Origin of the sequence: Leptolyngbya sp. AN02str, assembly GCF_050565595.1 — a bacterium.
Classification (GTDB): Bacteria; Cyanobacteriota; Cyanobacteriia; order Elainellales; family Elainellaceae; genus Kaiparowitsia.
Genome location: NZ_JBNXVR010000014.1, coordinates 1 through 21501 on the forward strand (window position 1 = coordinate 1; position 21501 = coordinate 21501).

At 51.1% G+C, this 21501-nt stretch carries 20 protein-coding genes; 8 read left to right on the forward strand and 12 right to left on the reverse strand.

Going from position 1 to position 21501, the window contains the following annotated elements; all coding sequences use genetic code 11:
- Nucleotides 1–290 precede the first annotated feature (290 nt).
- Nucleotides 291–1103, reverse strand: coding sequence for a bifunctional hydroxymethylpyrimidine kinase/phosphomethylpyrimidine kinase (gene thiD, locus ACQ4M4_RS12575; protein WP_430684826.1), 813 nt, complete (start codon nucleotides 1101–1103; stop codon nucleotides 291–293).
- A 159-nt stretch (nucleotides 1104–1262) separates the two neighbouring features.
- On the opposite strand from thiD, the gene ACQ4M4_RS12580 reads away from it, so the two are divergent.
- Nucleotides 1263–2576 carry a homoserine dehydrogenase gene (locus ACQ4M4_RS12580; RefSeq protein WP_430684827.1) on the forward strand — a complete coding sequence of 438 codons (1314 nt, stop codon included), beginning with the start codon at nucleotides 1263–1265 and terminating at the stop codon, nucleotides 2574–2576.
- An 881-nt stretch (nucleotides 2577–3457) separates the two neighbouring features.
- Nucleotides 3458–4951, forward strand: coding sequence for a hypothetical protein (locus tag ACQ4M4_RS12585; protein ID WP_430684828.1), 1494 nt, complete (start codon nucleotides 3458–3460; stop codon nucleotides 4949–4951).
- 442 nt (nucleotides 4952–5393) lie between these two features.
- Here the strand turns inward: ACQ4M4_RS12585 and ACQ4M4_RS12590 are convergent, their stop codons facing one another.
- The 5 genes from ACQ4M4_RS12590 to rimI form a co-directional block, all read right to left on the reverse strand.
- Nucleotides 5394–5606 carry a hypothetical protein gene (locus ACQ4M4_RS12590; protein ID WP_430684829.1) on the reverse strand — a complete coding sequence of 71 codons (213 nt, stop codon included), beginning with the start codon at nucleotides 5604–5606 and terminating at the stop codon, nucleotides 5394–5396.
- Nucleotides 5607–6113: 507 nt separating this feature from the next.
- Complete coding sequence (locus ACQ4M4_RS12595; protein WP_430684830.1) at nucleotides 6114–6257, reverse strand: hypothetical protein; 144 nt, start codon at nucleotides 6255–6257, stop codon at nucleotides 6114–6116.
- A 118-nt stretch (nucleotides 6258–6375) separates the two neighbouring features.
- Nucleotides 6376–7722 (reverse strand): aspartate aminotransferase family protein, encoded by a 1347-nt coding sequence (locus ACQ4M4_RS12600; RefSeq protein ID WP_430684831.1) that lies wholly within the window; start codon nucleotides 7720–7722, stop codon nucleotides 6376–6378.
- A 558-nt stretch (nucleotides 7723–8280) separates the two neighbouring features.
- Nucleotides 8281–10755 carry an ATP-dependent Clp protease ATP-binding subunit gene (locus tag ACQ4M4_RS12605; protein WP_430684832.1) on the reverse strand — a complete coding sequence of 825 codons (2475 nt, stop codon included), beginning with the start codon at nucleotides 10753–10755 and terminating at the stop codon, nucleotides 8281–8283.
- 256 nt (nucleotides 10756–11011) lie between these two features.
- Nucleotides 11012–11716 (reverse strand): ribosomal protein S18-alanine N-acetyltransferase, encoded by a 705-nt coding sequence (gene rimI, locus ACQ4M4_RS12610; protein WP_430684833.1) that lies wholly within the window; start codon nucleotides 11714–11716, stop codon nucleotides 11012–11014.
- A 189-nt stretch (nucleotides 11717–11905) separates the two neighbouring features.
- Here rimI and lysA point away from each other — a divergent pair, with 189 nt between their 5' ends.
- The 3 genes from lysA (at nucleotide 11906) to ACQ4M4_RS12625 (ending at nucleotide 15173) form a co-directional block, all read left to right on the forward strand.
- Nucleotides 11906–13306, forward strand: a complete 1401-nt coding sequence (gene lysA, locus ACQ4M4_RS12615; protein ID WP_430684834.1) for a diaminopimelate decarboxylase — start codon at nucleotides 11906–11908, stop codon at nucleotides 13304–13306.
- Nucleotides 13307–13504: 198 nt separating this feature from the next.
- On the forward strand, nucleotides 13505–14446 hold the full coding sequence (gene cdaA / locus ACQ4M4_RS12620) for a diadenylate cyclase CdaA (RefSeq protein WP_430684835.1): 942 nt from the start codon (nucleotides 13505–13507) through the stop codon (nucleotides 14444–14446).
- The gene (locus tag ACQ4M4_RS12625; RefSeq protein ID WP_430684836.1) at nucleotides 14421–15173 is read left to right on the forward strand and encodes an isoprenyl transferase; all 753 of its coding nucleotides are present in this window, start codon (nucleotides 14421–14423) and stop codon (nucleotides 15171–15173) included. The genes cdaA and ACQ4M4_RS12625 overlap by 26 nt, the downstream gene beginning before the upstream one ends.
- Before the next feature lie 62 nt (nucleotides 15174–15235).
- On the opposite strand, the gene ACQ4M4_RS12630 is transcribed toward ACQ4M4_RS12625, so the two are convergent.
- The 3 genes from ACQ4M4_RS12630 to ACQ4M4_RS12640 all read right to left on the reverse strand — a co-directional run bounded on the left by ACQ4M4_RS12630 (nucleotide 15236) and on the right by ACQ4M4_RS12640 (nucleotide 16610).
- On the reverse strand, nucleotides 15236–15523 hold the full coding sequence (locus tag ACQ4M4_RS12630) for a DUF3143 domain-containing protein (protein WP_430684837.1): 288 nt from the start codon (nucleotides 15521–15523) through the stop codon (nucleotides 15236–15238).
- 36 nt (nucleotides 15524–15559) lie between these two features.
- Nucleotides 15560–16153 (reverse strand): J domain-containing protein, encoded by a 594-nt coding sequence (locus ACQ4M4_RS12635; protein WP_430684838.1) that lies wholly within the window; start codon nucleotides 16151–16153, stop codon nucleotides 15560–15562.
- A gap of 142 nt (nucleotides 16154–16295) precedes the next feature.
- Nucleotides 16296–16610 (reverse strand): DUF6439 family protein, encoded by a 315-nt coding sequence (locus ACQ4M4_RS12640; RefSeq protein ID WP_430684839.1) that lies wholly within the window; start codon nucleotides 16608–16610, stop codon nucleotides 16296–16298.
- Between the two features lie 55 nt (nucleotides 16611–16665).
- Between ACQ4M4_RS12640 and ACQ4M4_RS12645 the strand changes: the two genes are divergently transcribed.
- Nucleotides 16666–17025: a hypothetical protein gene (locus ACQ4M4_RS12645; protein WP_430684840.1), complete on the forward strand. Its 360-nt coding sequence runs from the start codon at nucleotides 16666–16668 to the stop codon at nucleotides 17023–17025.
- Nucleotides 17026–17270: 245 nt separating this feature from the next.
- Nucleotides 17271–18203: a DMT family transporter gene (locus tag ACQ4M4_RS12650; RefSeq protein WP_430684841.1), complete on the forward strand. Its 933-nt coding sequence runs from the start codon at nucleotides 17271–17273 to the stop codon at nucleotides 18201–18203.
- A 147-nt stretch (nucleotides 18204–18350) separates the two neighbouring features.
- Here the strand turns inward: ACQ4M4_RS12650 and ACQ4M4_RS12655 are convergent, their stop codons facing one another.
- On the reverse strand, nucleotides 18351–19013 hold the full coding sequence (locus ACQ4M4_RS12655) for a late competence development ComFB family protein (protein ID WP_430684842.1): 663 nt from the start codon (nucleotides 19011–19013) through the stop codon (nucleotides 18351–18353).
- A gap of 320 nt (nucleotides 19014–19333) precedes the next feature.
- Here ACQ4M4_RS12655 and ACQ4M4_RS12660 point away from each other — a divergent pair, with 320 nt between their 5' ends.
- Nucleotides 19334–19807: a thiol-disulfide oxidoreductase DCC family protein gene (locus ACQ4M4_RS12660; RefSeq protein ID WP_430684843.1), complete on the forward strand. Its 474-nt coding sequence runs from the start codon at nucleotides 19334–19336 to the stop codon at nucleotides 19805–19807.
- A 60-nt stretch (nucleotides 19808–19867) separates the two neighbouring features.
- Here ACQ4M4_RS12660 and mdh read toward each other — a convergent pair whose 3' ends face one another.
- Together mdh and ACQ4M4_RS12670 are read right to left on the reverse strand one after the other, a co-directional pair.
- Nucleotides 19868–20848: a malate dehydrogenase gene (gene mdh / locus ACQ4M4_RS12665; RefSeq protein WP_430684844.1), complete on the reverse strand. Its 981-nt coding sequence runs from the start codon at nucleotides 20846–20848 to the stop codon at nucleotides 19868–19870.
- A 398-nt stretch (nucleotides 20849–21246) separates the two neighbouring features.
- The gene (locus ACQ4M4_RS12670) at nucleotides 21247–21462 is read right to left on the reverse strand and encodes an NAD(P)H-quinone oxidoreductase subunit O (RefSeq protein ID WP_430684845.1); all 216 of its coding nucleotides are present in this window, start codon (nucleotides 21460–21462) and stop codon (nucleotides 21247–21249) included.
- Between the last annotated feature and the right edge of the window lie 39 nt (nucleotides 21463–21501).

Here is a 21501-nt window from a genome sequence, read left to right on the forward strand (position 1 = left end):
CAATAACACCCGCAATCAGTCCCAAGTGGTCCAAGTTCTCGATCTGCAAGGGGGCGATCCTAACTCGTCTCCCTCAGCTTATCCCCACTCCCTTTAATTCCCAGAGCAACCTGCGGAATGTCGGCTTCAAGAATGTTTGAGCTGTCAAAAAAAAGCTTTCATCTCTCAACTTCATCTCCCAAGTTTGGGAAGAAGTTTAGTTTGACGGTGTTGACCGAATAACACGAGCTGGGCGGCCATTTCTATGGCGGACTGGTCACGGGCGATCGCATCCAGGGTGAAATTTAGGTTTACAGCAAGGAGTAGAAATGACCAACCGGCCCTTGTCCATGGCCAATGCGCAAGGAGTGCAGCAATGCATGAGTGACATAATGCTTGGCAACCTGTACCGATTCCATGAGCGATCGCCCAAGCGCCAGGTTCGCTGCGATCGCCGCCGACAGGGTGCAGCCTGTGCCATGGGTATCCACCGTATCGATGGTTTGCGTGTGTAGCACCTCGAAGCGATCGCCCTCGATCAGCACATCAACTCCGCGCAGGTCGCCCGTCATACCGCCACCCTTCACCAACACCGCACTTGGCCCCAGCGATTGAATTGCTTTTGCAGCAGCCTTCATGTCATCCAGTGTGTTAATTTCCTGTCCGCTGAGCATTTGGGCTTCGTAGCGATTGGGGGTCAGGATCGTAGCCAAGGGGATGAGCCGCTGGCGCAACGTGGCGATCGCCACATCATCAATCAACTGGGCACCCGTGCGCGACACCATGACTGGATCGACGACCAAATTGGGCAGCGCCAGCTGTTCGGCTTGCTCGGCTACCGCAGCAATAATGCCAGAGTTGAGTAACATACCCGTTTTGACCCCATGAACCCCAATGTCACTAATGACGGCCGTCATTTGAGCGACGACTGCTTCTGGGGGCAGCGCATCCACCCGCGTTACTCCCTGCGTATTTTGCGCGGTAATGCAGGTTAGGGCGCTTGTGCCATGTACCCGATGAAAGGAGAATGTTCGCAAATCGGCCTGAATGCCAGCTCCACCGCCGCTATCAGAACCAGCAATGGTCATTGCAATGCGAATGTTGGGATCGGGAGTTGCCGCCATGGATCGTGCAAGGGTAAATCAGGTCACTTTTCATCCTATAGCAATCGCTCGGTGGCTTTGTTGAATTGAGAAATGCTGGATTCGCAGATGGATTCGCACTGTGAAGCGCCCTTGGGATTCTAAAATTGTTAGGGAACTCTTCGTGGTGGATAGTAGACCGTGGCTTTCAATGTAGGTTTGTTGGGTTTGGGAACCGTTGGTGCAGGCACAGCAGAAATTCTGCTGAACCCAGAATTGCGTCATCCCCTGCTGAGCGAGATTGCAATTACTCGGGTGGGCGTGCGATCGCTCGACAAGCCCCGTCCTATTGAGCTGCCTCAAAACCTGCTCACCACAAATCTGGATGACATTGTGACCGACCCCACCATTGATATTGTGGTGGAGGTCATCGGTGGGCTAGAGCCGGCGCGATCGCTAATCTTAAAGGCGATCGCCAATGGTAAGCATGTGGTTACCGCCAACAAAGCCGTCATTGCCCGCTACAGCGAAGAAATCTTTGATGCAGCTAATGCCGCAGGCGTGTATGTCATGATTGAGGCGGCCGTTGCAGGTGGCATCCCGGTCATTCAGCCGCTCAAGCAATCGCTTAGCGTCAACCGCATTCAGCGCATTACCGGCATTGTCAACGGCACCACCAACTACATCCTTACACGCATGCAGCGCGAGGGAGCCGACTTTGGTGAGGTGCTGGCCGATGCCCAGCGGCTAGGCTACGCCGAGGCCGATCCCACCGCCGACGTTGATGGCCTGGATGCGGCTGATAAAATTGCCATTCTCGCCTCGCTAGCCTTTGGTGGCCGCATCAAGCTGGATGATGTTTATTGTGAAGGCATTCGCCACATTAGCGCTGCCGATATTGCCTACGCTGAAAAATTGGGTTTTGTGATTAAGCTGCTGGCAACGGCGCTGCGCGAACCGCCCGCCAGTCCAGAGGACACCACCGATCATCTTCAAGTGCGGGTGCACCCAACCCTGCTTCCCAAAACCCATCCCCTTGCCAGCGTGAACGATGTGTACAACGCAATTTTGGTTGAGGCCGATCCGGTCGGTCAGGTGATGCTGTTTGGTCGGGGGGCTGGTATGGGGCCGACCGCCAGCGCCGTTGTATCGGATATCCAAAATATTGTGGCGTTGCTCAAGTCTTCGGGCCGCAATCCTGACGAGCTGCATCCGCTGTTGGCCTGCATTCACGAGCATTACTGCACTATTAGCCCCATGGATGAATTGGTTACTCGGTTCTATGCGCGCTTTTTAACGCAAGACATGCCGGGTGTGATTGGCAAAATTGGCACTTGCTTTGGCCAGCATGATGTGAGTTTGGAATCGGTGGTGCAAATCGGTTTCCAAAATAATTTGGCCGAAATTGTGGTGGTTACTCACGATGTGCGTGAAGGCAATTTTCGTGCTGCCTTGGCCGATATTCGATCGCTCCAGGGTTTGGCCGAAATCCCGAGTGTGCTAAGGGTGCTGTAGGGTGCTTGCTTCATTCCCTACCTTTGGTGGCGATCGCATCAAGAATCGAGAGCTAGCATTTCACAACTCTATTGATAAAGTTGTGAAATCTGGAATCCTTTATTGCGGTATGGGTCACCATAGTTTCTTGCCGAATAGCCTTTTGCTGCATGAATCGTTGTGCGGTTCCGTCGGGCAACGATTCATGCAGTAGCTCTCCATTAAGTTGCTGCAATCCGTGTTTACTGTCCGCTCCAAAGTGCTGGCATATCAAAACTGATGCGATCGCATTGGGTTCATCCATGCTTGATTGAAATCTCAGGATACGATCAGTTCTTTGCGATGCGATCGCCGTCATCTGCTAAAAGTTAGATCTTTGCGATATTCATGACAAGTAATATTGATGACACTTAATTGCGCGATTCTACGGAGTTTAGCCTTTAATAACATTTACATTGTGATGAATTCATCATCAAGTTTTATCAAAAAAAACGTCTCTCACCATAAGGTTTAGTGATAAAAAATCTCTTTATGATTGATCCCCAGAATCCTGAAGTTGGTAGGTTGGGCGATCGCCAAGACCCTTGTTTAGTAAGGACTCAAAGGTTTGTTTCAGCCTAGGTTTTAGGGCGTTTAATCAATACATCCTATCCAAAACATAGATTAAGTATTTGATTAAGGTTTTCAAAAAAACAACAAAAAATCAAGAACGAGTAAGTCAAAATAAGAGAATGCTAAATCGTTTTTGAAAATTCCCAAATTTCAGAAATTTCAGCCCAAAACTTGACCAAATCTATATCTCGCGAGACACTTGTTGCAGCGTAAATATGAGCCAAAATGCCCATAGCTACATCATTTTGGGTTCGACTTGGTAATCATCTTTACATTCTTGTGGAGGAGTGATGGTGAAATCTACTTTACTAATCAAACAGGTTCTTCTTGCATGTAGCATTGCCATCTCGGCATTCGTATCTAGCCAATCGGCTAGTCATGCAGACACGATTGAATCTTTAGAAGCGCAAAATTCTCCCAGCTCGGCACAAACCCTGCCAGCGGTTGAATCTACCCCCTTGGTTCCCGAAGCAACACCTTCCTTAACTGAACAGCCCACACTAGAGCAAACCCAGCAAGCATCGGAGCAGCTAAATTCTGAGCCCGTTGCCTCTGAATCCGTTGCATCAGAAGCGGCAGAATTGCCAAATGCCCCAGATTCTGCGATGGGTGTTGAGCCCATGGAAGCGCCCGCAGAAGCTACCGCCGAAGTGATGCCTGCCACAACTCCAGCCGATGCAGTCAGTGCAGAGCCTAATGCGCCAACGGCTGCTGAAGCACCGAGTGAAATCTACCTGAACCCCTCGATTCAAACTCCGACGGGAACTGCAGCCGACCTTTTGGCTGAGCCTGTTGTGCCATCCCTGACCCCAATGACTATCTCTGAGCCTGGTGTGCTGGAAGAGTCTCAGCCAATTCGCCAAGCTCAAACCTTTGGTCAGCTTGAGCGTCGATTCACGTTTAGCTACATTGGTGTCGGAGCCAACATCGGCATTACTGGCGATCCGGCCTTGGGAGATACCAGCTTTGCTGTTCTCAGCAAGATTGCCCTCAATCCATACCTTTCGGCTCGTCCTAGTGCTCTATTTGGCGACGATGTTTCTTTCCTACTGCCTGTAACCTATGATTTTGCGATCGCTGAGCCAGGTGGCTTTGCTCCGTTCGTGGGTGGTGGTTTGGCGATCAGCACAGGCGATGGAGAGGCGTTAGATCTATTGCTGACCGCAGGTCTTGATGTGCCTGTTACGGATACAGTAGCCCTAACAGCCAGCGCAAATATTGCCCCGTTCGACACGTTTGACTTTGGAGTATTGCTAGGGGTCAGCTATATCTTTGACTCTCGTACCGTTGTTACGCGATCGGGGCAAGCGGTTGTTTCCGATACGGTCGATGAAGTGACCGATGCTGCTGGAAACGTGATCGCTCAACTGCCTGCTGGCCGCTCGGTGAATCCTAGCTTTATCGGTGTTGGTGGCAATATTGGCATTGGTGGAGATACTGCCCTATCGGATAGTAGCTTTGCCGTGGTCAGCAAATTTACGATCGCTGACTATGTTTCTTTACGTCCTTCACTGTTGATTGGCGATAGTGTCACAGCTCTGGTACCGGTGACCTACGATTTTGCCCCTATCCGAACCGAGTATATTACGCTTGCTCCTTATCTTGGGGCAGGTTTTGCGGTTACCTTTGACGATGACAGCGAATTTGATTTGCTCCTGTCCGGCGGGCTTGATATCCCCGTTACAGATCAAATTGCTGTGACAACCGGAATCAATTTTGCAGTGCTGGATAGCTTCGATATTGGAGCCTTAATCGGTATTGTTTACACATTTGATCCTTTCTAAGTACCCCGACACCATTAAAACCAGACCTTAAAACTTTGTGCCGACCGCTTAGCGATCGGCACAAAGTTTTAAGATTTTATGTTGTTCTAATGGCTCATCACTGAATTAACGAACGGTGGGCTTTTTATTGCATCCTTCGGCTTTCTCAATCTTGTCGTGCCCACTGTAGACAGCATAAGTGCGATGCACATATGCTGTCGGCATCGCACTCTTAATCGCACTCTCACATATCGCCATAAAAACATCAGCCAACTGATAACGAGATTGGCTGGTGGTTACAATTTCTTTTCCATTGAAAATAGATGTAGCGGACAAGATGCGATCGCCCCTTAAGTTTGTCACTCAGGTGAGCAGCATTGCCTAGGCAGAGGGCATGAGCTGCGACTCTGCAATGATTTTTAGTTCCAAGTATGAGACGAGTTGGCATCGGACCTTGCCCCAACTAGTTGCGTTCGTGAGCCATCTCACGAATCAAAGGAATGCGGGAGCGAATGTAGTCACTCACGAGATACTCGTCTTTGGAGTTGAGGTTTTGGTCATGCCTGAACTGATTGACAAGCCACCGTTCTAGGCTGTTGTCGTCTAAGTTGAGCAGGACACTAGATTGAGTGTCTTCGATGAAAGACCAAAACCGATGAATCAGAAAAGGAGTCATTGATTGACCTCCTTAAGGTTTTCTTTATATTCGTTTATACCATAACGGTATTTTCAGAACTGTGGATTAGGCAACACACAAGTCGATACAACTCGATGAAAGCTGTAATATTTCGATAGTGTTCCTTAAAGTTTTGTCTGCTGTTCCGTGATGTTGTGTGATGTTGTGCCGTGGGACGAGCAGCCGTCATGGCAATTATTGGTCAAAGAGATGTGGTTTCCTGTTCTTGGATCGACATTGACACCGTTCACAGTATGGTGGGGTTCATGAACAAAAATGTGTCTTAGGATAGGTTTCGCCTTGAAGCTTGCGCACACCTAATGTGGGCTTAAGTTGGATTTTACATAATCTTGCATGGGGTTCATCACTGGTGCTTTCTATTGTGGACGGACGGGGGAAACCTGTGTGTCGCTAGAGATGAAGCGATGCATGTTGTAATCAACAGCAATTCAACTTGTAAAGTAAGAATTCAATTCTCTAACTATTCACCGCATTTGTTTTGTTCGTCTACAAAGCCTTTGGCTGATTGCACTCGACAACGTCTCTCTGCACATGAATGGACGATCGCACCATGGTTTGATAGAAAGCAATTGATGAGGGCGATCGCTCTTGTCTGTCGATGGGAAACACACCATCATCAATCATCAGCATGTCCAGAGCGGCTTTGAATAAGAAAGAACAAAAAACGGGTTTGCAATTAAAGCAAACCCGTTTCTGTTGCCTGTAGTACTCAACCCATGAGGTCTTCGCAGGCATGAATCAACTAACATTAATCAAGCGATCGCAGCACGCTCGACAACATTCCTATCAGTTGATCAATGTGATGAGTTTCGATAATGAGCGGTGGCGACAAAGCGATAATATCGCCAGTAGTGCGAATCAGTAATCCTGCTTCATACGCCCGCAAAAACGCCTCAAATGCTCTAGCTCCAGGCTTCCCAGGTCTAGATTCTAGTTCAATGCCTGCCACCAGGCCAATGTTCCGAATGTCTATCACATGGGGCAAATCTTTGAGGGAATGCACTGCATTTTGCCAGTAGTCAGCAAGATCATGTCCTCGTTGGAACAATCCTTCTTCTTCGTAAATATCGAGCGTGGCCAAAGCTGCTGCACATGCCATTGGATGGCCCGAATAGGTATAGCCATGGAACAGCTCGATAGCATTATCCGGCCCATGCATAAACGCTTCGTAAATGTGCTTGCGCACAAACACCGCCCCCATGGGTATCGTACCGTTGGTAATGCCCTTGGCTACAGTAATCATGTCGGGCAACACGTCAAAATGCTCGGCTGCAAAGGGGCTACCCAACCGACCAAAGCCTGTAATCACTTCATCAAAAATCAGCAAAATTCCATGCTTATCGCAGATTTGGCGTAGACGCTGCAAATAGCCTTTGGGCGGAATTAATACGCCTGTTGAACCTGCAACAGGCTCGACGATGACAGCGGCAATGTTAGAGGCATCATGCAGGGCAACCAATCGTTCCAATTCATCTGCCAAATGGGCGCCCCATTCTGGCTGGCCCTGGCTAAAGGCATTGTGCTCCAAATTGTGGGTGTGAGGTAGGTGATCAACTCCATTCAGCAAACTGCCAAAAAACTTGCGGTTGGGGCCAATGCCGCCAACGGAAATACCGCCAAAGTTGACCCCGTGGTAGCCGCGCTCGCGTCCAATCAAGCGTTGGCGTGTGCCTTGTCCTGTTACACGATGGTAGGCGATCGCAATCTTAAGGGCTGATTCTACGGCTTCGGAGCCAGAGTTAGCATAGAACACATGGTTCAAGTCCCCGGGTAGCATGTTGGCTAAGCGCGTTGCTAACTCAAACGGGCCAGGATGCCCCATTTGAAATGTAGGCCCAAAGTCCAGCGTAGCAGCTTGCTTGCTCACGGCTTCTACAATGCGAGTTCGACAGTGGCCTGCGTTGACACACCACAGTCCTGCGGTGCCATCTAACACCTGTCGTCCATCTTCGGTGGTGTAGTGCATATCCTTGGCAGACACAAAGATACGCGGATTGGACTTGAACTGACGGTTTGCGGTAAACGGCATCCAAAATGCATCTAGTTCAGGACGTTGCCCAGCCGTCAGTTCCGAATGAGTTAGTTCTTGTACCATAATGGTTCACTCGTTGTATTGCTTAGTTTTACCTAAAGCGAAAAGCATAAACGGATTAAAATTGTCAGCAATTTCTAACAGAAACAACGCTTTGATTCGGCTATTTTCTCCACACAAATCCATAGAAAAAACTGTGGAATTGCAAGGATTTCTAGGTGATCAACGGCGAAAGTTTGGTAAAAGGATGTCTGAAAAGTCCAAAAATCGCTCACCCTTCGGGAAGCGCAACGCTCTACATCCCCCAGCCCCTTCTCCCAAATTTGGGAGAAGGGGAGCTGCAAACCCTTTCCCCTCTCCCAAATTTGGGAGAGGGGAACACAAAGGGTAAGGACAATACACGAAGCTTTAGGCACTTTTCAGATGTCCTCTAAGGCGTAGAACTGTCCAAGCGTGCTGATGCTGGCTATTCTAACCTTCGGGCGATCGCTTTGCCTGTGCAACGAATCAGCGATTAACAATTTTCAACTATGCATGGTTACAAAAAGCGGTGGAAGAACAACTCTTCCACCGCTTTCTAGAACCAATCTATGGGTTCAATTTGGTTGAATCGGGCGATCGCTATTCAGCACCTTGCGGGAGCAATTCCCGCTTCTCGCCCGGAGAAACCTTGACTACGCCATCATCACCCACGTCTACCAGGGCAACATCGCCATTCTGAATCCGACCCGATAGAATCTCTTCGGCTAGCGAGTCCTCTAGCAGGCGCATAATGGCTCGACGTAGTGGACGCGCTCCGTAGCTGGGGTTGTACCCTTCTTCTACCAATCGATCCTTAAACTTCTCGGTAACTTCTAGGGTAATGCCCTGCTCGCTCAAGCGTCCGGTCACTTCCTTCAGCAGAATGTCGGCGATATGCTTCACCTCATCCTTCGTGAGCTGACGGAAGACAATGATCTCATCGACCCGGTTGAGGAATTCAGGACGGAAGTATTGCTTCAGTTCCTCATTCACCAACGAGCGAATGCGATTGTATTGAGACTCGGAAGGCGCATCGGTCGAGAAGTCGAAACCGAGGCCACCACCACCTTTTTCGATCACCTTCGAACCAATGTTCGAGGTCATGATCAGCAGCGTGTTCTTAAAGTCCACTGTACGCCCCTTGGCATCGGTCAAGCGACCATCTTCCAGGATTTGCAGCAGCATGTTGAACACGTCGGGGTGTGCTTTTTCGATTTCGTCGAACAGCACTACGGTGTAGGGACGACGGCGTACAGCCTCAGTTAGCTGGCCACCTTCGTTGTACCCAACGTAACCCGGAGGAGAACCGATGAGTTTGGAGACGGTGTGGCGCTCCATGTACTCCGACATATCCAGACGAATCATGGCGTCTTCGGAGCCAAAGAAGTAAGCAGCCAGAGCCTTTGTTAGCTCCGTCTTACCAACCCCGGTAGGACCAGAGAAGATGAAGCTAGCAATCGGACGGTTGGGGTTCTTCAATCCCACCCGTGCCCGACGAATGGCGCGTGATACGGCCTTCACGGCTTCATCCTGACCAATGATGCGACCATGGAGAGTATCTTCCATATGCAGCAGCTTCTCGGATTCGGTTTCCGTCAGCTTGTTGACGGGAACGCCTGTCCAGGAGGCTACAATTTGGGCGATGTCCTCTTCAGTCACCACAGGCGATGCATCTTCGCCATCGGTTGATTCTGTCTTCTTGGTTTGAGCGATCGACCGAATCTCAGCCTTGATCTCCATTTCGCGATCGCGCAGTTCGCCAGCCCGGTCAAAGTCTTGAGAACGCACAGCGTCGTCCTTATCCTTCAACACTTGACGTAACTCTTTATCTAACTCTTTGGCTGCCGGAGGAAGCTGGGAGTTAATTAGGCGCACTCGAGACCCGGCCTCGTCGATCAAGTCGATGGCCTTGTCCGGCAGGTAGCGATCGCTAATGTAGCGATCAGAGAGCTTGGCAGCAGCTTCCAGGGCTTCGTCTGAAATTTTGAGCTTGTGGTGCTGCTCGTAGCGATCGCGCAGACCCCGCAAAATCTCAATCGTTTCATCCACCGTGGGTTCGCCCACCATCACCGGCTGGAAGCGGCGCTCTAGCGCAGCATCTCGCTCAATGTGCTTACGGTACTCATCCAGCGTGGTGGCACCGATACACTGCAGCTCACCCCGAGCCAGCGCTGGCTTGAGAATGTTGGCAGCGTCGATGGCTCCTTCCGCAGCACCTGCGCCGATCAGCGTATGAACCTCGTCAATCACCAGAATGACATTCCCCGCTTGGCGAATCTCATCCATGATTTTCTTCAGGCGCTCTTCAAACTCACCTCGATATTTGGTGCCTGCAACCAGTAAACCAATATCCAGCGTAACCACGCGCTTTTCTTCCAAAATGTCAGGCACATCGCCATTGGCAATGCGCTGAGCCAAACCTTCGGCGATCGCCGTTTTACCGACACCGGGCTCACCAATGAGCACGGGGTTGTTTTTCGTGCGTCTGCCCAGAATCTGAATTACACGCTCAATTTCTTTCTGACGACCAACCACTGGGTCAAGCTTCCCTTCCCCAGCCATTTGCGTCAGGTTTGAACCAAACTCATCCAGGGTCGGGGTTTTGGTGCGTCCTTGGCTGCCGCCGGTCGAAACTTCCGCAGTTTCACCCAGCATACGGATCACCTGAGTTCGAACCTTCGTTAAGTCAACCCCTAGGTTTTCAAGCACTCGGGCTGCAACACCTTCCCCTTCTCGAATTAATCCCAACAGAAGATGCTCGGTGCCAATGTAGTTGTGACCCAGCTGGCGAGCTTCTTCCAAAGACAATTCCAGAACTCGCTTGGCTCGAGGCGTAAACGGAATCTCGACAGCGACGAAACCAGAGCCACGCCCGATAATTTTCTCAACTTCAATACGAGCGTCTTTCAGGTTGACACCCATCGATTTGAGCACTTTGGCGGCGACGCCGGTCCCTTCTCCAATCAGACCCAGGAGGATCTGTTCTGTACCTACAAAGTTGTGACCCAGGCGACGTGCTTCTTCCTGGGCAAGCATGATCACCTTAATGGCTTTCTCTGTGAAGCGTTCAAACATGGCGGTCTATATCACCTGCTGCGTGCCGGTACGCTGATTCTAGCATAGGGTACAGCGAATCAATCTGCTGACGCGGAGGTAACAGCAGACCGATGATCCCATCATTTTGGGGGTAAGGGGTGTTGGAGACGAAACTTAAGGGCGAAGCCAGGCAAGCTAACCGTTGATTAATCAAGCCTTTACCTGACGTGAGAGAAAGTGTTGCGCAAACGATCGCAACCCCGTAGGCAATAGTGCTTAGAAGTGTGGGTTTCTGTCAAGAGGAAGATTCAGGTTTTTTGAATAATGCCGGGTCCAGGTTCAGATGCCAGCCCGATTGATGCAGGCGATCGCTCACCTGAAGCTGCCACTGAGCCAACGTTGTATCAAAATCTGGCCTCTTTAAACTGTTGTTCCACAAAATGAGCGCATCTTCTTCGGGATTTTGGTAGTAGCGTTTGCGTGTACCAACCGACTGGAAGCCAAACTTTTGATAGAGGGCGATCGCAGCCGTATTGGAAGGACGCACCTCTAGTGTGGCCCATGACATGCCCTGCTGTTGCCCCGCACCCAACAGCGACCACAGCATTGCCTGACCTAGCCCCTGCCCACGATAGACCGGGTCAACCATCAGGATCGTAATGTGGGCTTCTTCCAAAATCATCCACAAGCAGCCCAGCGCCACCAGAGCAGAATGAGAAACACTGCTTAGACCGTGAGAGGCTTCGTTGAATGCAGGTGTTGGATAAGAGGGGTAGATTTGAGCTGTCTTGCCAGAGGTAAGATTTGCAGCTTCCAGCCGTTGTGAGCCAATGCCTTCTTGTCGCATTTCGACCGGGTTCGTCGTTTGCAACGTCAACAACACCGCATTGGAGCTGTCTAGTTCGCGCTGATAGCCCTCCGCAGTCCACAGCCCACCCAAACACCGTTGATCAAGCTCGACTGCTGCTAACACCTGGTCAGCCGTGAGCGGTTGCAACACAAGATTTCTCACAACACTTCCCGCTGGATGTGGCTTTATGCACAGCCCTGGATTGTACACTAGGTAAAGATTAAGCTGCCATTTAAAAGCTAAATTCGGTCTGAACCGTGACAACCGAATCTAGGATGGCGATTTTGTGTTCTAGCTTAACCCTTATTGCCTGTTCTCAATTTTAAGGATAACGACCCGATGGTATCGACTCCTCTAGCCGTCAGTGAAAATTCTGGCCTTCAGTATTTGCCCAATGTTACTCCAGAGGCTCCATCGCCCAACCAGCACTTAATGCCGCTGACGGCTCGGGTCAACGAGCACGATCATCTTGAAATTGGTGGCTGTGATGTGGTCACGTTGGTACAGCAGTTTGGTTCGCCACTTTATATTTTGGATGAGGAAACGCTGCGAACGGCTTGCCGCCAGTACCGGGATGCGTTTCGGCAGCATTATCCCGGTGAGTCGCTGGTGATTTATGCCTCGAAGGCATGGAACTGTTTGGCGGTGTGTGCGATCGCTGCCAGTGAAGGGTTGGGCATTGATGTTGTATCTGCTGGAGAGCTGCACACTGCCCTAACCGCAGGAGTTGATCCCAGCAAAATTTACGTGCATGGTAATAACAAGTCGGTGGATGAGCTGAAGATGGCGATCGCCGCGAACGTCACCATTGTGGCCGACAACTGGCTTGAGCTAGAAACCTTGGCTCAGCTTGAGAGCGATGGTCCTATCCGCATCATGCTACGGCTAACGCCAGGGATTGAGTGCCATACTCACGAATACATTCGCACGGGCCACCTAGATAGTAAGTTTGGCTTTGATCCCGACCAGTTGGAGTCGGTCTTTGAATTTGTGAGTCAGCATCCCAACCTCAACTGTATTGGTTTGCATGCTCACATCGGCTCGCAAATTTTTGAGCTACAGCCCCACCAAGATTTGGGTGGCGTGATGGTGCAGTGGCTCCTCAAAGCGGCAGAGTATGGCCTTACGATTGAGGAACTGGACATTGGTGGTGGACTGGGCATTCGCTATACCGAGTCTGATGATCCTCCAAGTATTGACCAGTGGGCTAAGGTTGTCTGCCAAGCTGTGGCTAAAGCTTGCCAAGAGCGAGGTATTGCACTGCCTAAGCTGATTGCAGAACCTGGGCGATCGCTGATTGGATCGGCCTGTGTTACGGCTTACACCATGGGTAGCCAAAAAACGATCCCCAGCATTCGCACGTATGTGACGGTGGATGGCGGCATGTCGGATAATCCGCGCCCGATCACCTATCAGTCGCTGTATCGCACCGTTGTGGCCAACAAAATGTCGGCACCCATGACGGAAACCGTGGCCATCGCCGGAAAGCATTGCGAATCGGGCGACATTTTGATCAAACAAGCTCAACTTCCCAGCACCACCCCTGGTGATATTCTCGTCGTCATGGGAACGGGAGCATACAATTACAGCATGGCCTCAAACTACAATCGTCTGACCCGTCCGGCGGCAGTCCTCGTTTCCCAAGGCGAAGCCAACGTCATTTTGCAACGAGAAACCCTTGCCGATCTCATCCGTCACGACTGTTTGCCTGAGCGCCTGTCCCAATCAACGAGCGAATGATGTTTGGAGCTTAGCCCTCCTCCAAACGGATGGTTATGTTTGGGTTCTACCCAGTGCAACGGTAGAACCCTCGATCGGATGTTTTCCTGATTTCCTTGCATGATGCGGTATTGCTTGCTGTTACTGTTGACCATTGCCTCAGTGGTTAAGCGTCTATCGCTGACGATTCGGGCTTAAGATCAAATCCAAACCAATCTGATGGGTTCTCTGCTTAACCAATGGCTGACAAATCTGGGCTGGATTCTGTCCCCGCAGTTTTTAGTTGATCTGGCCCTTGTTCTGGTGTTGACCTACATGGTGTTGGTCATTATCGGCGATCGCCGTACCCTGTGGATGGTTCGCGGCCTGATTGTGCTTATGTTCGCCTCGGCACTGAGCAACGCCCTACAACTGCGACTGCTTAGCTTTGTTTTAGAAAAATTAGTGATTGGCTCTGCGGTCGCGCTTGCATTTATCTTGCAGGCCGAATTTCGACGACTGTTGGAGCAATTGGGACGCTTCGAAATTTGGCAACTCTTCAAGCCTTCAACAGATGCCATTCCCAAGTCCGACAGTGTCATTGATGAGATCGTGGATGCCATTAAGGAGCTGTCTCAAAATCGTACGGGGGCATTGCTGTTGCTAGAAACCAATCGCCCTATGGATGAGCGCGATTTCTCGGTGCCGGGAGTTCGCATCAACGCAGAAGTCTCTAAAGAGCTGCTGCAAACGATTTTTCAAACCTCAACGCTGTTACACGATGGAGCTGTGCTCATTCGGGCGTCGCGCATTGTGTCGGCTGGGGTTATTTTGCCGCTTTCGGAGCGCTCGGCATCGCGGCAACTGGGCACTCGGCACCGCGCCGCGATGGGAATTACCGAACGGGTCGAAAATTGTCTCTGCGTTGTTGTATCAGAAGAAACGGGGTCAATTTCCCTGGCGGAACGGGGTATTCTAAATCGACCCCTAACCAGCAGTAAACTGAGAGAACTCCTGATTGCTCGCTTTTCTCAGACGAGCGATCGCGAACCCGTAGCCCCCCAACTGCGAAGTTTGGGCCGCCAACTTCGAGATAGGGTAAAGTCTATTGTCACTCGACCATCTCGTATATCTTCGTCGGCTTCCCGGAGACAAAATGACAGCAAAGCAAAGCGTTTTTAGTGAGTTACCTGTAGATTTGAGTCGAGACCGTTTGCCCAAGCATGTGGCTGTCATTATGGATGGCAATGGGCGATGGGCCAAGCAGCGCGGCTTGCCCCGCATTATGGGCCACCGTCGCGGTGTCGATGCGCTGAAAGATCTGCTGCGATGCTGCAAGGATTGGGGAATCGAGGCACTAACGGCCTATGCCTTTTCAACTGAAAACTGGGGGCGTCCACTGGAAGAGGTGGACTTTTTAATGACTCTGTTTGAGCGGGTGTTGCGTCAAGAACTGCGTGAAATGCAGGCCGAGAATGTGAAGATTCGGTTTGCGGGCAATTTGGCGGCGCTGCCTGCTTCGTTGCAGGCTGAAATTGAGCGATCTATGGAGGAAACGCGCAACAATACGGGCACTCAGTTTACGGTAGCAACCAACTATGGTGGTCGCCAAGAGATTGTGCAGGCATGCCGAGCGATCGCCCAAAAGGTTCAGCAGGGCCAACTTCAGCCCGATGATATTGATGAGGCGCTGTTTGAACGGTACTTGTACACCGCGGGCGATCGCGATCCCGATTTGCTCATTCGCACCAGTGGGGAAATGCGCATTAGCAACTTTTTGCTATGGCAAGTTGCCTACTCAGAGCTGTACGTGACCGATACGCTGTGGCCCGATTTCGATCGGTCAGAATTTCACCAAGCGCTATGTTCCTATCAAAAGCGCGATCGCCGCTTTGGCAAGGTATCTTGAACCCGTCTTCAAGTCAAAATTCGTTAAGGTTATTACACCTGTTCAACGCACCTGTTTCACCCTCAAGGTCCGCTAAAGATGACATCATCTAGATCTTGGCGGCTCAGCGAGTATTTGAACGTTCGAACAATGTCTTCTCCGGTATCGCCTGCGCCAATGTAACGCACCGTCAGTGCATCTACATCCATTATCAGCTCAGCCTGCCAGGTGGCTTGGCGCAGCGACCAGATGTGTAGTTCTTCTGTATTTTGCTGGCATCCGTGATCGAGGAGCCAAGCTTCAATATCAGGAAGAGGATGGTTGTAGAGCGGAGTTTCGGGCGGCGGTAGCGACATAGCTTCTTGGAACATGGCTGGAACGGGTTAGAAATGGGGGAGACAAGAACCTTAAGGAAGGTTAGGAGCAGTGAACGATCGCCCTGGCAGATCTGGGGTCATGCTGGAGGGAGTCATGGGTGCCTTTAGGGGATAGGTTCCTTCGGTCGGTTGCGGGGGTGTAGGTGATGGTGCCTCATGGGCCAACTCTGTATGGATGGCTTGGCTGGGTGTCAATGCCTCAAGCGCAACCGAGCCCCGCGTTAAGCCAATGGTGACGACCAAAATCAGACATCCAAGAAATGTGAGCCCCAAGATGAACAGCGCAAACAGCTCACCCGCAGATAAGGGGCGATCGCCGGGTTCGGTAAACCGGGTGGAGCGAGCTTTGCCAACTGTCGAACTAGGCGAATCCAAATTAAAGGAGGGCTGAATCACCCGAACTCGTGAATAGCCATGTTTCAGATCGTAGGCAGCGCGACGATCGGGACTGCTCAGCGTGGCGTAAGCCTCGTTCAATTCCTGAAACTTAGCCGTTGCGATCGCCGGAGCTAGCTCTGTCGTATCGGGATGGTAAAGCTTGCTCTGTTCTCGATACGCCCGGCGAATCTCTTGAACAGAGGCAGTTGGCTTAATGCCAAGCAAGCGGTAAAAGTCAGCACTCATGCGGTCGTTGGGCACTGCGCACCTTCCAAGCGTAGTAACCACGTGGGTTTAAGCAAAGATGTCTCGTTATTTTAACCGCTATTGTGGACAAGAGGCAGTGGGGAGATCGTCAATTCGTCGGATCCCCAAAGATTGCCAATGGTTACGATTTTGCAGTGCCATGGGTAGGACATGGAGGAGCAGAAACAGAGCGATCGAGCCATCCTGTTGCCTGCTGAAGACGCACCAAACATTCGTCGGGCTGCTGTTTGAGGAGGTAGACCAAGGCGATCGCAGCTTGTTCGGCGGCGCGTGCGGTGCGGTTGCCCTTGAGCTTGTGCCAGTCATTAGGGGCGATCGCCAAACGCTCAGCCAACGCTTGGGCTAGCTCTACTGTACTCATATCAGCCAACGCACTTGACTCTGGCGTGACCAAGGGGGCAGAAATAATCGGCTGGATTTTTGAAGAGTCGGGCATATTGGTATTACAGTCTTGTAGACTAGCAGCGACAATCCTTATCTTTATAGGCTACATGAAGCCAACCTCAGATGCGTCTTCATCGGACGTACCCGACCTGAATTCGGCGCTTGATGACTTGGAGCGATCGCTTCAAGACCTTAGGGCTCGCTATTCCCAAGTGCAGTCCGACCAGTTGCAGCAACAACAGTTACAAAAACGGCTGGAACAAGCCCAACAAGAGTATCGCCAAACTCGGTTGCAATCCCTTAAAACAGAGATTGAGCAACTTCAAGAGCGCTTGAGCGAGCTGGAAGTATCCCTCGAAAGCCGCCTCATTTCGGGCACTTGGGTTCGCGAACTGTTCTGGCAAATTATTCGCTTTGGCAGTCTGGGGGTTGTACTGGGCTGGGTGTTGCGATCGTGCTCTAGCTAACGTTCACGCCGGAGAGCACGAGGCAATTCGCAAATCAGCAAAAAAAACCTGGCGATCGCCAGGTTTTTTCAATGGTGTGAGAAGCATGAAGCCGTTTCATCGTAGCCACCGAATGTTGCAAACATGTGACGATCGCAAGATATTGACATTGCGCCTTCATGCCGACGGGTGAAGCGTTTCATTCCGGCTCGACTTACCATAAACCGGACGCCTTTTGCTGTGCCTGCGCTGTATCACTGGTTGCAATGAATTCCCCTGCAAAGCCCTCCACCAGCCGCATTGTCATTATCCTTACCATTGGAATTTTGTCGGTTTCCACGTCTGCTATCTTTATTCGGCTGGCGTTTCAATCGGCAAATACTAACAGCATTGGGTTTAGTTTGGTGCTGGCTGCAGCCCGGTTAACCTTGGCCAGTGTGGCCCTGATTCCAGTTTGGCGAACCTTGGGCGATCGCCCCTTTCAACCCCGTGCGCTCTACTATTCTGCTGGGGCTGGTTTGTTTTTGGCGATTCACTTCGCTGCGTGGATTAGCTCGCTGTCCTACACGTCCATTGCCGCATCCACATCATTAGTTACAACCAATCCCATTTGGGTGGCATTGCTATCTTGGCTTTGGTATCGGGATGTGCCCTCTCGCCTGACAGTTATCGGCATGAGCTTGGCGCTGGCTGGCAGCGTGCTGATTAGTATGGGCGATGGAACAAGCAACATTGGCACCAATCCCATGCTGGGCAATGGATTAGCCTTATTGGGTTCTTGGGCCGTCAGTCTCTATTTTTTATTTGGACGCGAAGCTCAGCAGCGTGGACTGGCTATCCGTCACCATGCCGCCGTTACCTATTCTGTTGGAGCACTGCTGCTGCTGCCGTTGCCGTTGCTTTTGGGCACTGGGTATGGCAACTATCCCAGTTCGGTGTATCTTTACATTTCGTTTATTGCGCTATTTCCCCAACTCATTGGTCACACGAGCCTCAATTGGGCGGTGCGCTGGGTTTCACCCACGTTAGTTACGCTCACCATTTTGGCGGAACCGATTGGCTCTAGCCTGCTGGGGTATGTTGTATTTCGCGAAAACCCAGGCCCACTGGTGGGATTGGGGGCACTCACGATTTTGCTAGGCGTGGCGATCGCCACCCTAGGAGCCAAACGCGACGTTGCATCCCCCTCCAGCTCATAAACCGAGATGTCGAGCTAACCCATGAATGCCAGATGCCATCCGCAAAGCCGAAACAAGTACAGCCACAAAAGCTAAAACAAATGCAGTTATCAAGTACAGCCACATTGCTGTAACTGGCCCTACGATGCCGCAAATCGAGCCAAGGATTTACCGAAAGAAAGGATCATCCCACGCTGAGGGGTTGGGTTGCGATGGGGGTGGTGTAGCTGGGCGAGCCGAATTTGTAGCTGAAGGACGATAACCGTGAGCCCGCAACCGCTCGCGGGCCGCTGCTGGCGATGGAGCCGATGGATTGGCTGGCGGAGACATTTGCGGAAATGGAGAAGATGCCTTTGTATAGGCGGAGCCCGGACGCCGTATTGAGGAGGGAGTCGCCGCTACTGTAGAGGTCGCTGATGCAGCAGCTCGAGAATTGGCAGAGGACAGCATCGTTTCTAATACCGATGGCAAACTTTCCCAGCTCAGCTGATCGTTGTTGAGGAGCTTTCTAATTTGCCCCATCACACCCTGAATGACTGGTGGCTCCTTTAGCTTGAGCGGTGCAGACGAACGAATGGGATCACGATGAACTGCTGCGATCGCCCGTTGTACGGCTTGAGTAATTTGTGGGGAAAACTTGGCTCGGCCAACCTGCAACTGGTACTGGAGTCCTCGTTGACTTGTGGCATATAGCGACGGTAGTTGGTTCAGCGCGTAAGCCGTTAATTCTAGTTTATTAACCCGTACAGCGTTTCGTTGGGGGATGGCATTGAGCTGGCGATCAATTTCTTGCTCAACCAGCACTTCCATAACGTTTTTGTAAATTTGCATGAGTCTGCACTCCCGCTTGAGCGTGCAATAGTGGTTATCAGTTACGGCAATAGAAGCGATCCGAACAGCACACCCTGACACATGCGCCCACCCGATTCAACCTATATCTTTACTACTCTCCCTTGTGCGGACTTCGTTAGAGTGGAAACGGGGGCAACGATGATTCAATCATCATAGTGAATTCCGCAGGTTTTCTGCAAACCTCAACACAAGCTTTTCCGTAATTTCACGCAAAAGATCAGGAGTTTTAAGTAAATTCCGGTTTTTAGATTTGCAATCCTTGACATTTCACCTTTTTCCCTTACTTCTTTAAAGTTGCTATGAATGCTTCACTGACTCAACTGTCTGCGATCGCTCCCTACATCGTGATTTACGATGGCACTTGCAATCTGTGTGTCAATCTGGTTAAGGCATTGGAAATGGTTGACCGGGGAGAGCGATTTCAATACGCGGCAATGCAAGAAACCGAAGTGCTGCAAATATTCAACATTCAGCCGCAAGACTGCGAAATGGGCATGATTTTGATCGATGCTCAACAGCCCGAACGTCGTTGGCAAGGTAGCGATGCTGCCGAAGAGATTGGCCAATTGCTTCCGTTGGGAAATGGATTTGTGATGGCGTATCGAGCGCTTCCTGGCTTGAAATGGGGTGGCGATCGCCTGTATGAGCAAATTCGTGACAACCGCTATGCCCTGTTTGGCAAACGAGAGCAGGTTTATACTTCGGCATATCCAGCCTGTGAGTCTGATGCGTGCCAAGCCTATTTCTCAGCAGCCAAAACCGAGCAGGCTTGACGAAGTCTAGTGTTCACTGGCGATCGCCTAGCCGCAGCAATCCAGCCGCCAATCAAGCCACTACAAGAGCGCCTGAGCGTCATGCGTGCGCTGACGTACGGCTTCGGCAGAGGCCTGTAGGGCGGCTAATTCATCGGGAAACAAGTCCAGTTCCAGCACGCTCTCTACACCTCGGCAGCCTACTCGCGTGGGCACGCCAATAAACACATCTTTCAGACCGTACTGACCATTTAGATAAGAGGCAATGGGCAACAGGCGCGATCGATTTTGCACAATGGCTTCTACCATGACACAAGTCGATGATGCGGGTGCATAGTAGGCCCCACCCGTTTTCATGAGTTCTACGATTTCAGCACCCCCATTGCGGGTTCGCTGTACTAACCGCTCAATGGTGTCTGCATCCATCAATTCGGAAATAGGAATGCCATTCACGGTGGAGTAGCGCGGCAGGGGCACCATTAGATCGCCGTGGCTACCTAGCACCATGGCGCTTACGTCTGTAGAAGCCACGCCCAACTCCAGGGCAATAAACGTCTGAAACCGGGATGAATCCAAAATTCCGGCCATGCCCATGACTCGCTCTGGGGGCAATCCTGATGCTTTCCAAGCCAGGTAAGTTAAGACATCCAGCGGGTTGGTCACCATGATCAGCACCGCATCGGGAGAATGGGCGATCGCCTGTCGGGCAGCATCCACCACAATTTGCGCATTGGTTTTCACCAGGTCATCTCGGCTCATTCCGGGTTTACGAGGCAAACCAGCGGTAATCACCACCACCGATGACCCAGCTGTATCGGCATAGTCTGTTGTGCCACGAATGATGCGATCGTGCCCTTCAATACCGCGCGACTCCATCAGATCCAGCGCAATTCCCTGAGGGCGGCCATCCAGCACATCCAGCAGTACAACATCGGCCAGGTTGCGCTCGGCAATGCGTTGAGCCAGGGTGCCGCCAACGTTTCCTGCTCCAACAACGGTTACTTGGGGCGAGGTACAGGTAATAGATGAGGAAGACGATAGGTTTAACGTAAGTGGATTCATAGCGTTAAAGGGCGATCGCAACGTCTGCTTTTACAGTAACGATGCTCTCCCAGACATCCCCAAAATCGTATGAATTAATTAACCTGAGCATTAAACCGCATGCATAAATCGGTCGCGTTTCAAATGTGTGGTTATTGGTTGTGGAAGGGGTGCATCGTACTCCTTCCACAACCAATAACCACACGTCTAGAACATCACCCATAAATCATTCAACTGCGTCAGTTCTGGCGTAATTGAGCTTCGTTGTATGAGCTGCTTCTTGGGGGGAAAGGCTGGATGCTCAGCCGTGTAACCCTCACGCAAGAAGTCTTTCATGCGATAGCCCAACCTTCGCGATGCAGTGCATTAAGAAGATTGGGCTATCCAGTGTTGGTGGAAACTGGGGAATTGTGCGATCGCTACTCAAACTTTTCGAGCTGATCGGCTTTTAGCCAAAATGCAGGCGTTGGCACATGCCCAAACTGCACCAGCATGTAGTCACCCTTCGCATCCAAAATTTCGCCTTTGGTTTCAAAAATGTAGGCAGGGAAGCGAGTATCGCTGGCTTTTGCTTCCATGCTGTTTTCAAGCTTGTCGCGCACTACGCGTACGATATCGCCTTTTTTAACGGCCATAGTTCACACCATCCAGGGTTGATCAGGTTCAATATTCTT

What these genes read in the sequence shown, in the direction of transcription:
- ACQ4M4_RS12660 (WP_430684843.1), top strand. Translation starts at nt 19,334, where the DNA reads ATGAATGCTTCACTGACTCAACTGTCTGCGATCGCTCCCTACATCGTG.
- lysA (WP_430684834.1), top strand. Translation starts at nt 11,906, where the DNA reads ATGGTATCGACTCCTCTAGCCGTCAGTGAAAATTCTGGCCTTCAGTAT.
- thiD (WP_430684826.1), bottom strand. Translation starts at nt 1,103, where the DNA reads ATGGCGGCAACTCCCGATCCCAACATTCGCATTGCAATGACCATTGCT.
- ACQ4M4_RS12600 (WP_430684831.1), bottom strand. Translation starts at nt 7,722, where the DNA reads ATGGTACAAGAACTAACTCATTCGGAACTGACGGCTGGGCAACGTCCT.
- ACQ4M4_RS12625 (WP_430684836.1), top strand. Translation starts at nt 14,421, where the DNA reads ATGACAGCAAAGCAAAGCGTTTTTAGTGAGTTACCTGTAGATTTGAGT.
- ACQ4M4_RS12630 (WP_430684837.1), bottom strand. Translation starts at nt 15,523, where the DNA reads ATGTTCCAAGAAGCTATGTCGCTACCGCCGCCCGAAACTCCGCTCTAC.
- mdh (WP_430684844.1), bottom strand. Translation starts at nt 20,848, where the DNA reads ATGAATCCACTTACGTTAAACCTATCGTCTTCCTCATCTATTACCTGT.
- ACQ4M4_RS12605 (WP_430684832.1), bottom strand. Translation starts at nt 10,755, where the DNA reads ATGTTTGAACGCTTCACAGAGAAAGCCATTAAGGTGATCATGCTTGCC.
- ACQ4M4_RS12635 (WP_430684838.1), bottom strand. Translation starts at nt 16,153, where the DNA reads ATGAGTGCTGACTTTTACCGCTTGCTTGGCATTAAGCCAACTGCCTCT.
- cdaA (WP_430684835.1), top strand. Translation starts at nt 13,505, where the DNA reads ATGGGTTCTCTGCTTAACCAATGGCTGACAAATCTGGGCTGGATTCTG.
- ACQ4M4_RS12595 (WP_430684830.1), bottom strand. Translation starts at nt 6,257, where the DNA reads ATGCTGATGATTGATGATGGTGTGTTTCCCATCGACAGACAAGAGCGA.
- ACQ4M4_RS12670 (WP_430684845.1), bottom strand. Translation starts at nt 21,462, where the DNA reads ATGGCCGTTAAAAAAGGCGATATCGTACGCGTAGTGCGCGACAAGCTT.
- ACQ4M4_RS12640 (WP_430684839.1), bottom strand. Translation starts at nt 16,610, where the DNA reads ATGCCCGACTCTTCAAAAATCCAGCCGATTATTTCTGCCCCCTTGGTC.
- ACQ4M4_RS12650 (WP_430684841.1), top strand. Translation starts at nt 17,271, where the DNA reads ATGAATTCCCCTGCAAAGCCCTCCACCAGCCGCATTGTCATTATCCTT.
- ACQ4M4_RS12655 (WP_430684842.1), bottom strand. Translation starts at nt 19,013, where the DNA reads ATGCAAATTTACAAAAACGTTATGGAAGTGCTGGTTGAGCAAGAAATT.
- ACQ4M4_RS12645 (WP_430684840.1), top strand. Translation starts at nt 16,666, where the DNA reads ATGAAGCCAACCTCAGATGCGTCTTCATCGGACGTACCCGACCTGAAT.
- ACQ4M4_RS12590 (WP_430684829.1), bottom strand. Translation starts at nt 5,606, where the DNA reads ATGACTCCTTTTCTGATTCATCGGTTTTGGTCTTTCATCGAAGACACT.
- ACQ4M4_RS12585 (WP_430684828.1), top strand. Translation starts at nt 3,458, where the DNA reads ATGGTGAAATCTACTTTACTAATCAAACAGGTTCTTCTTGCATGTAGC.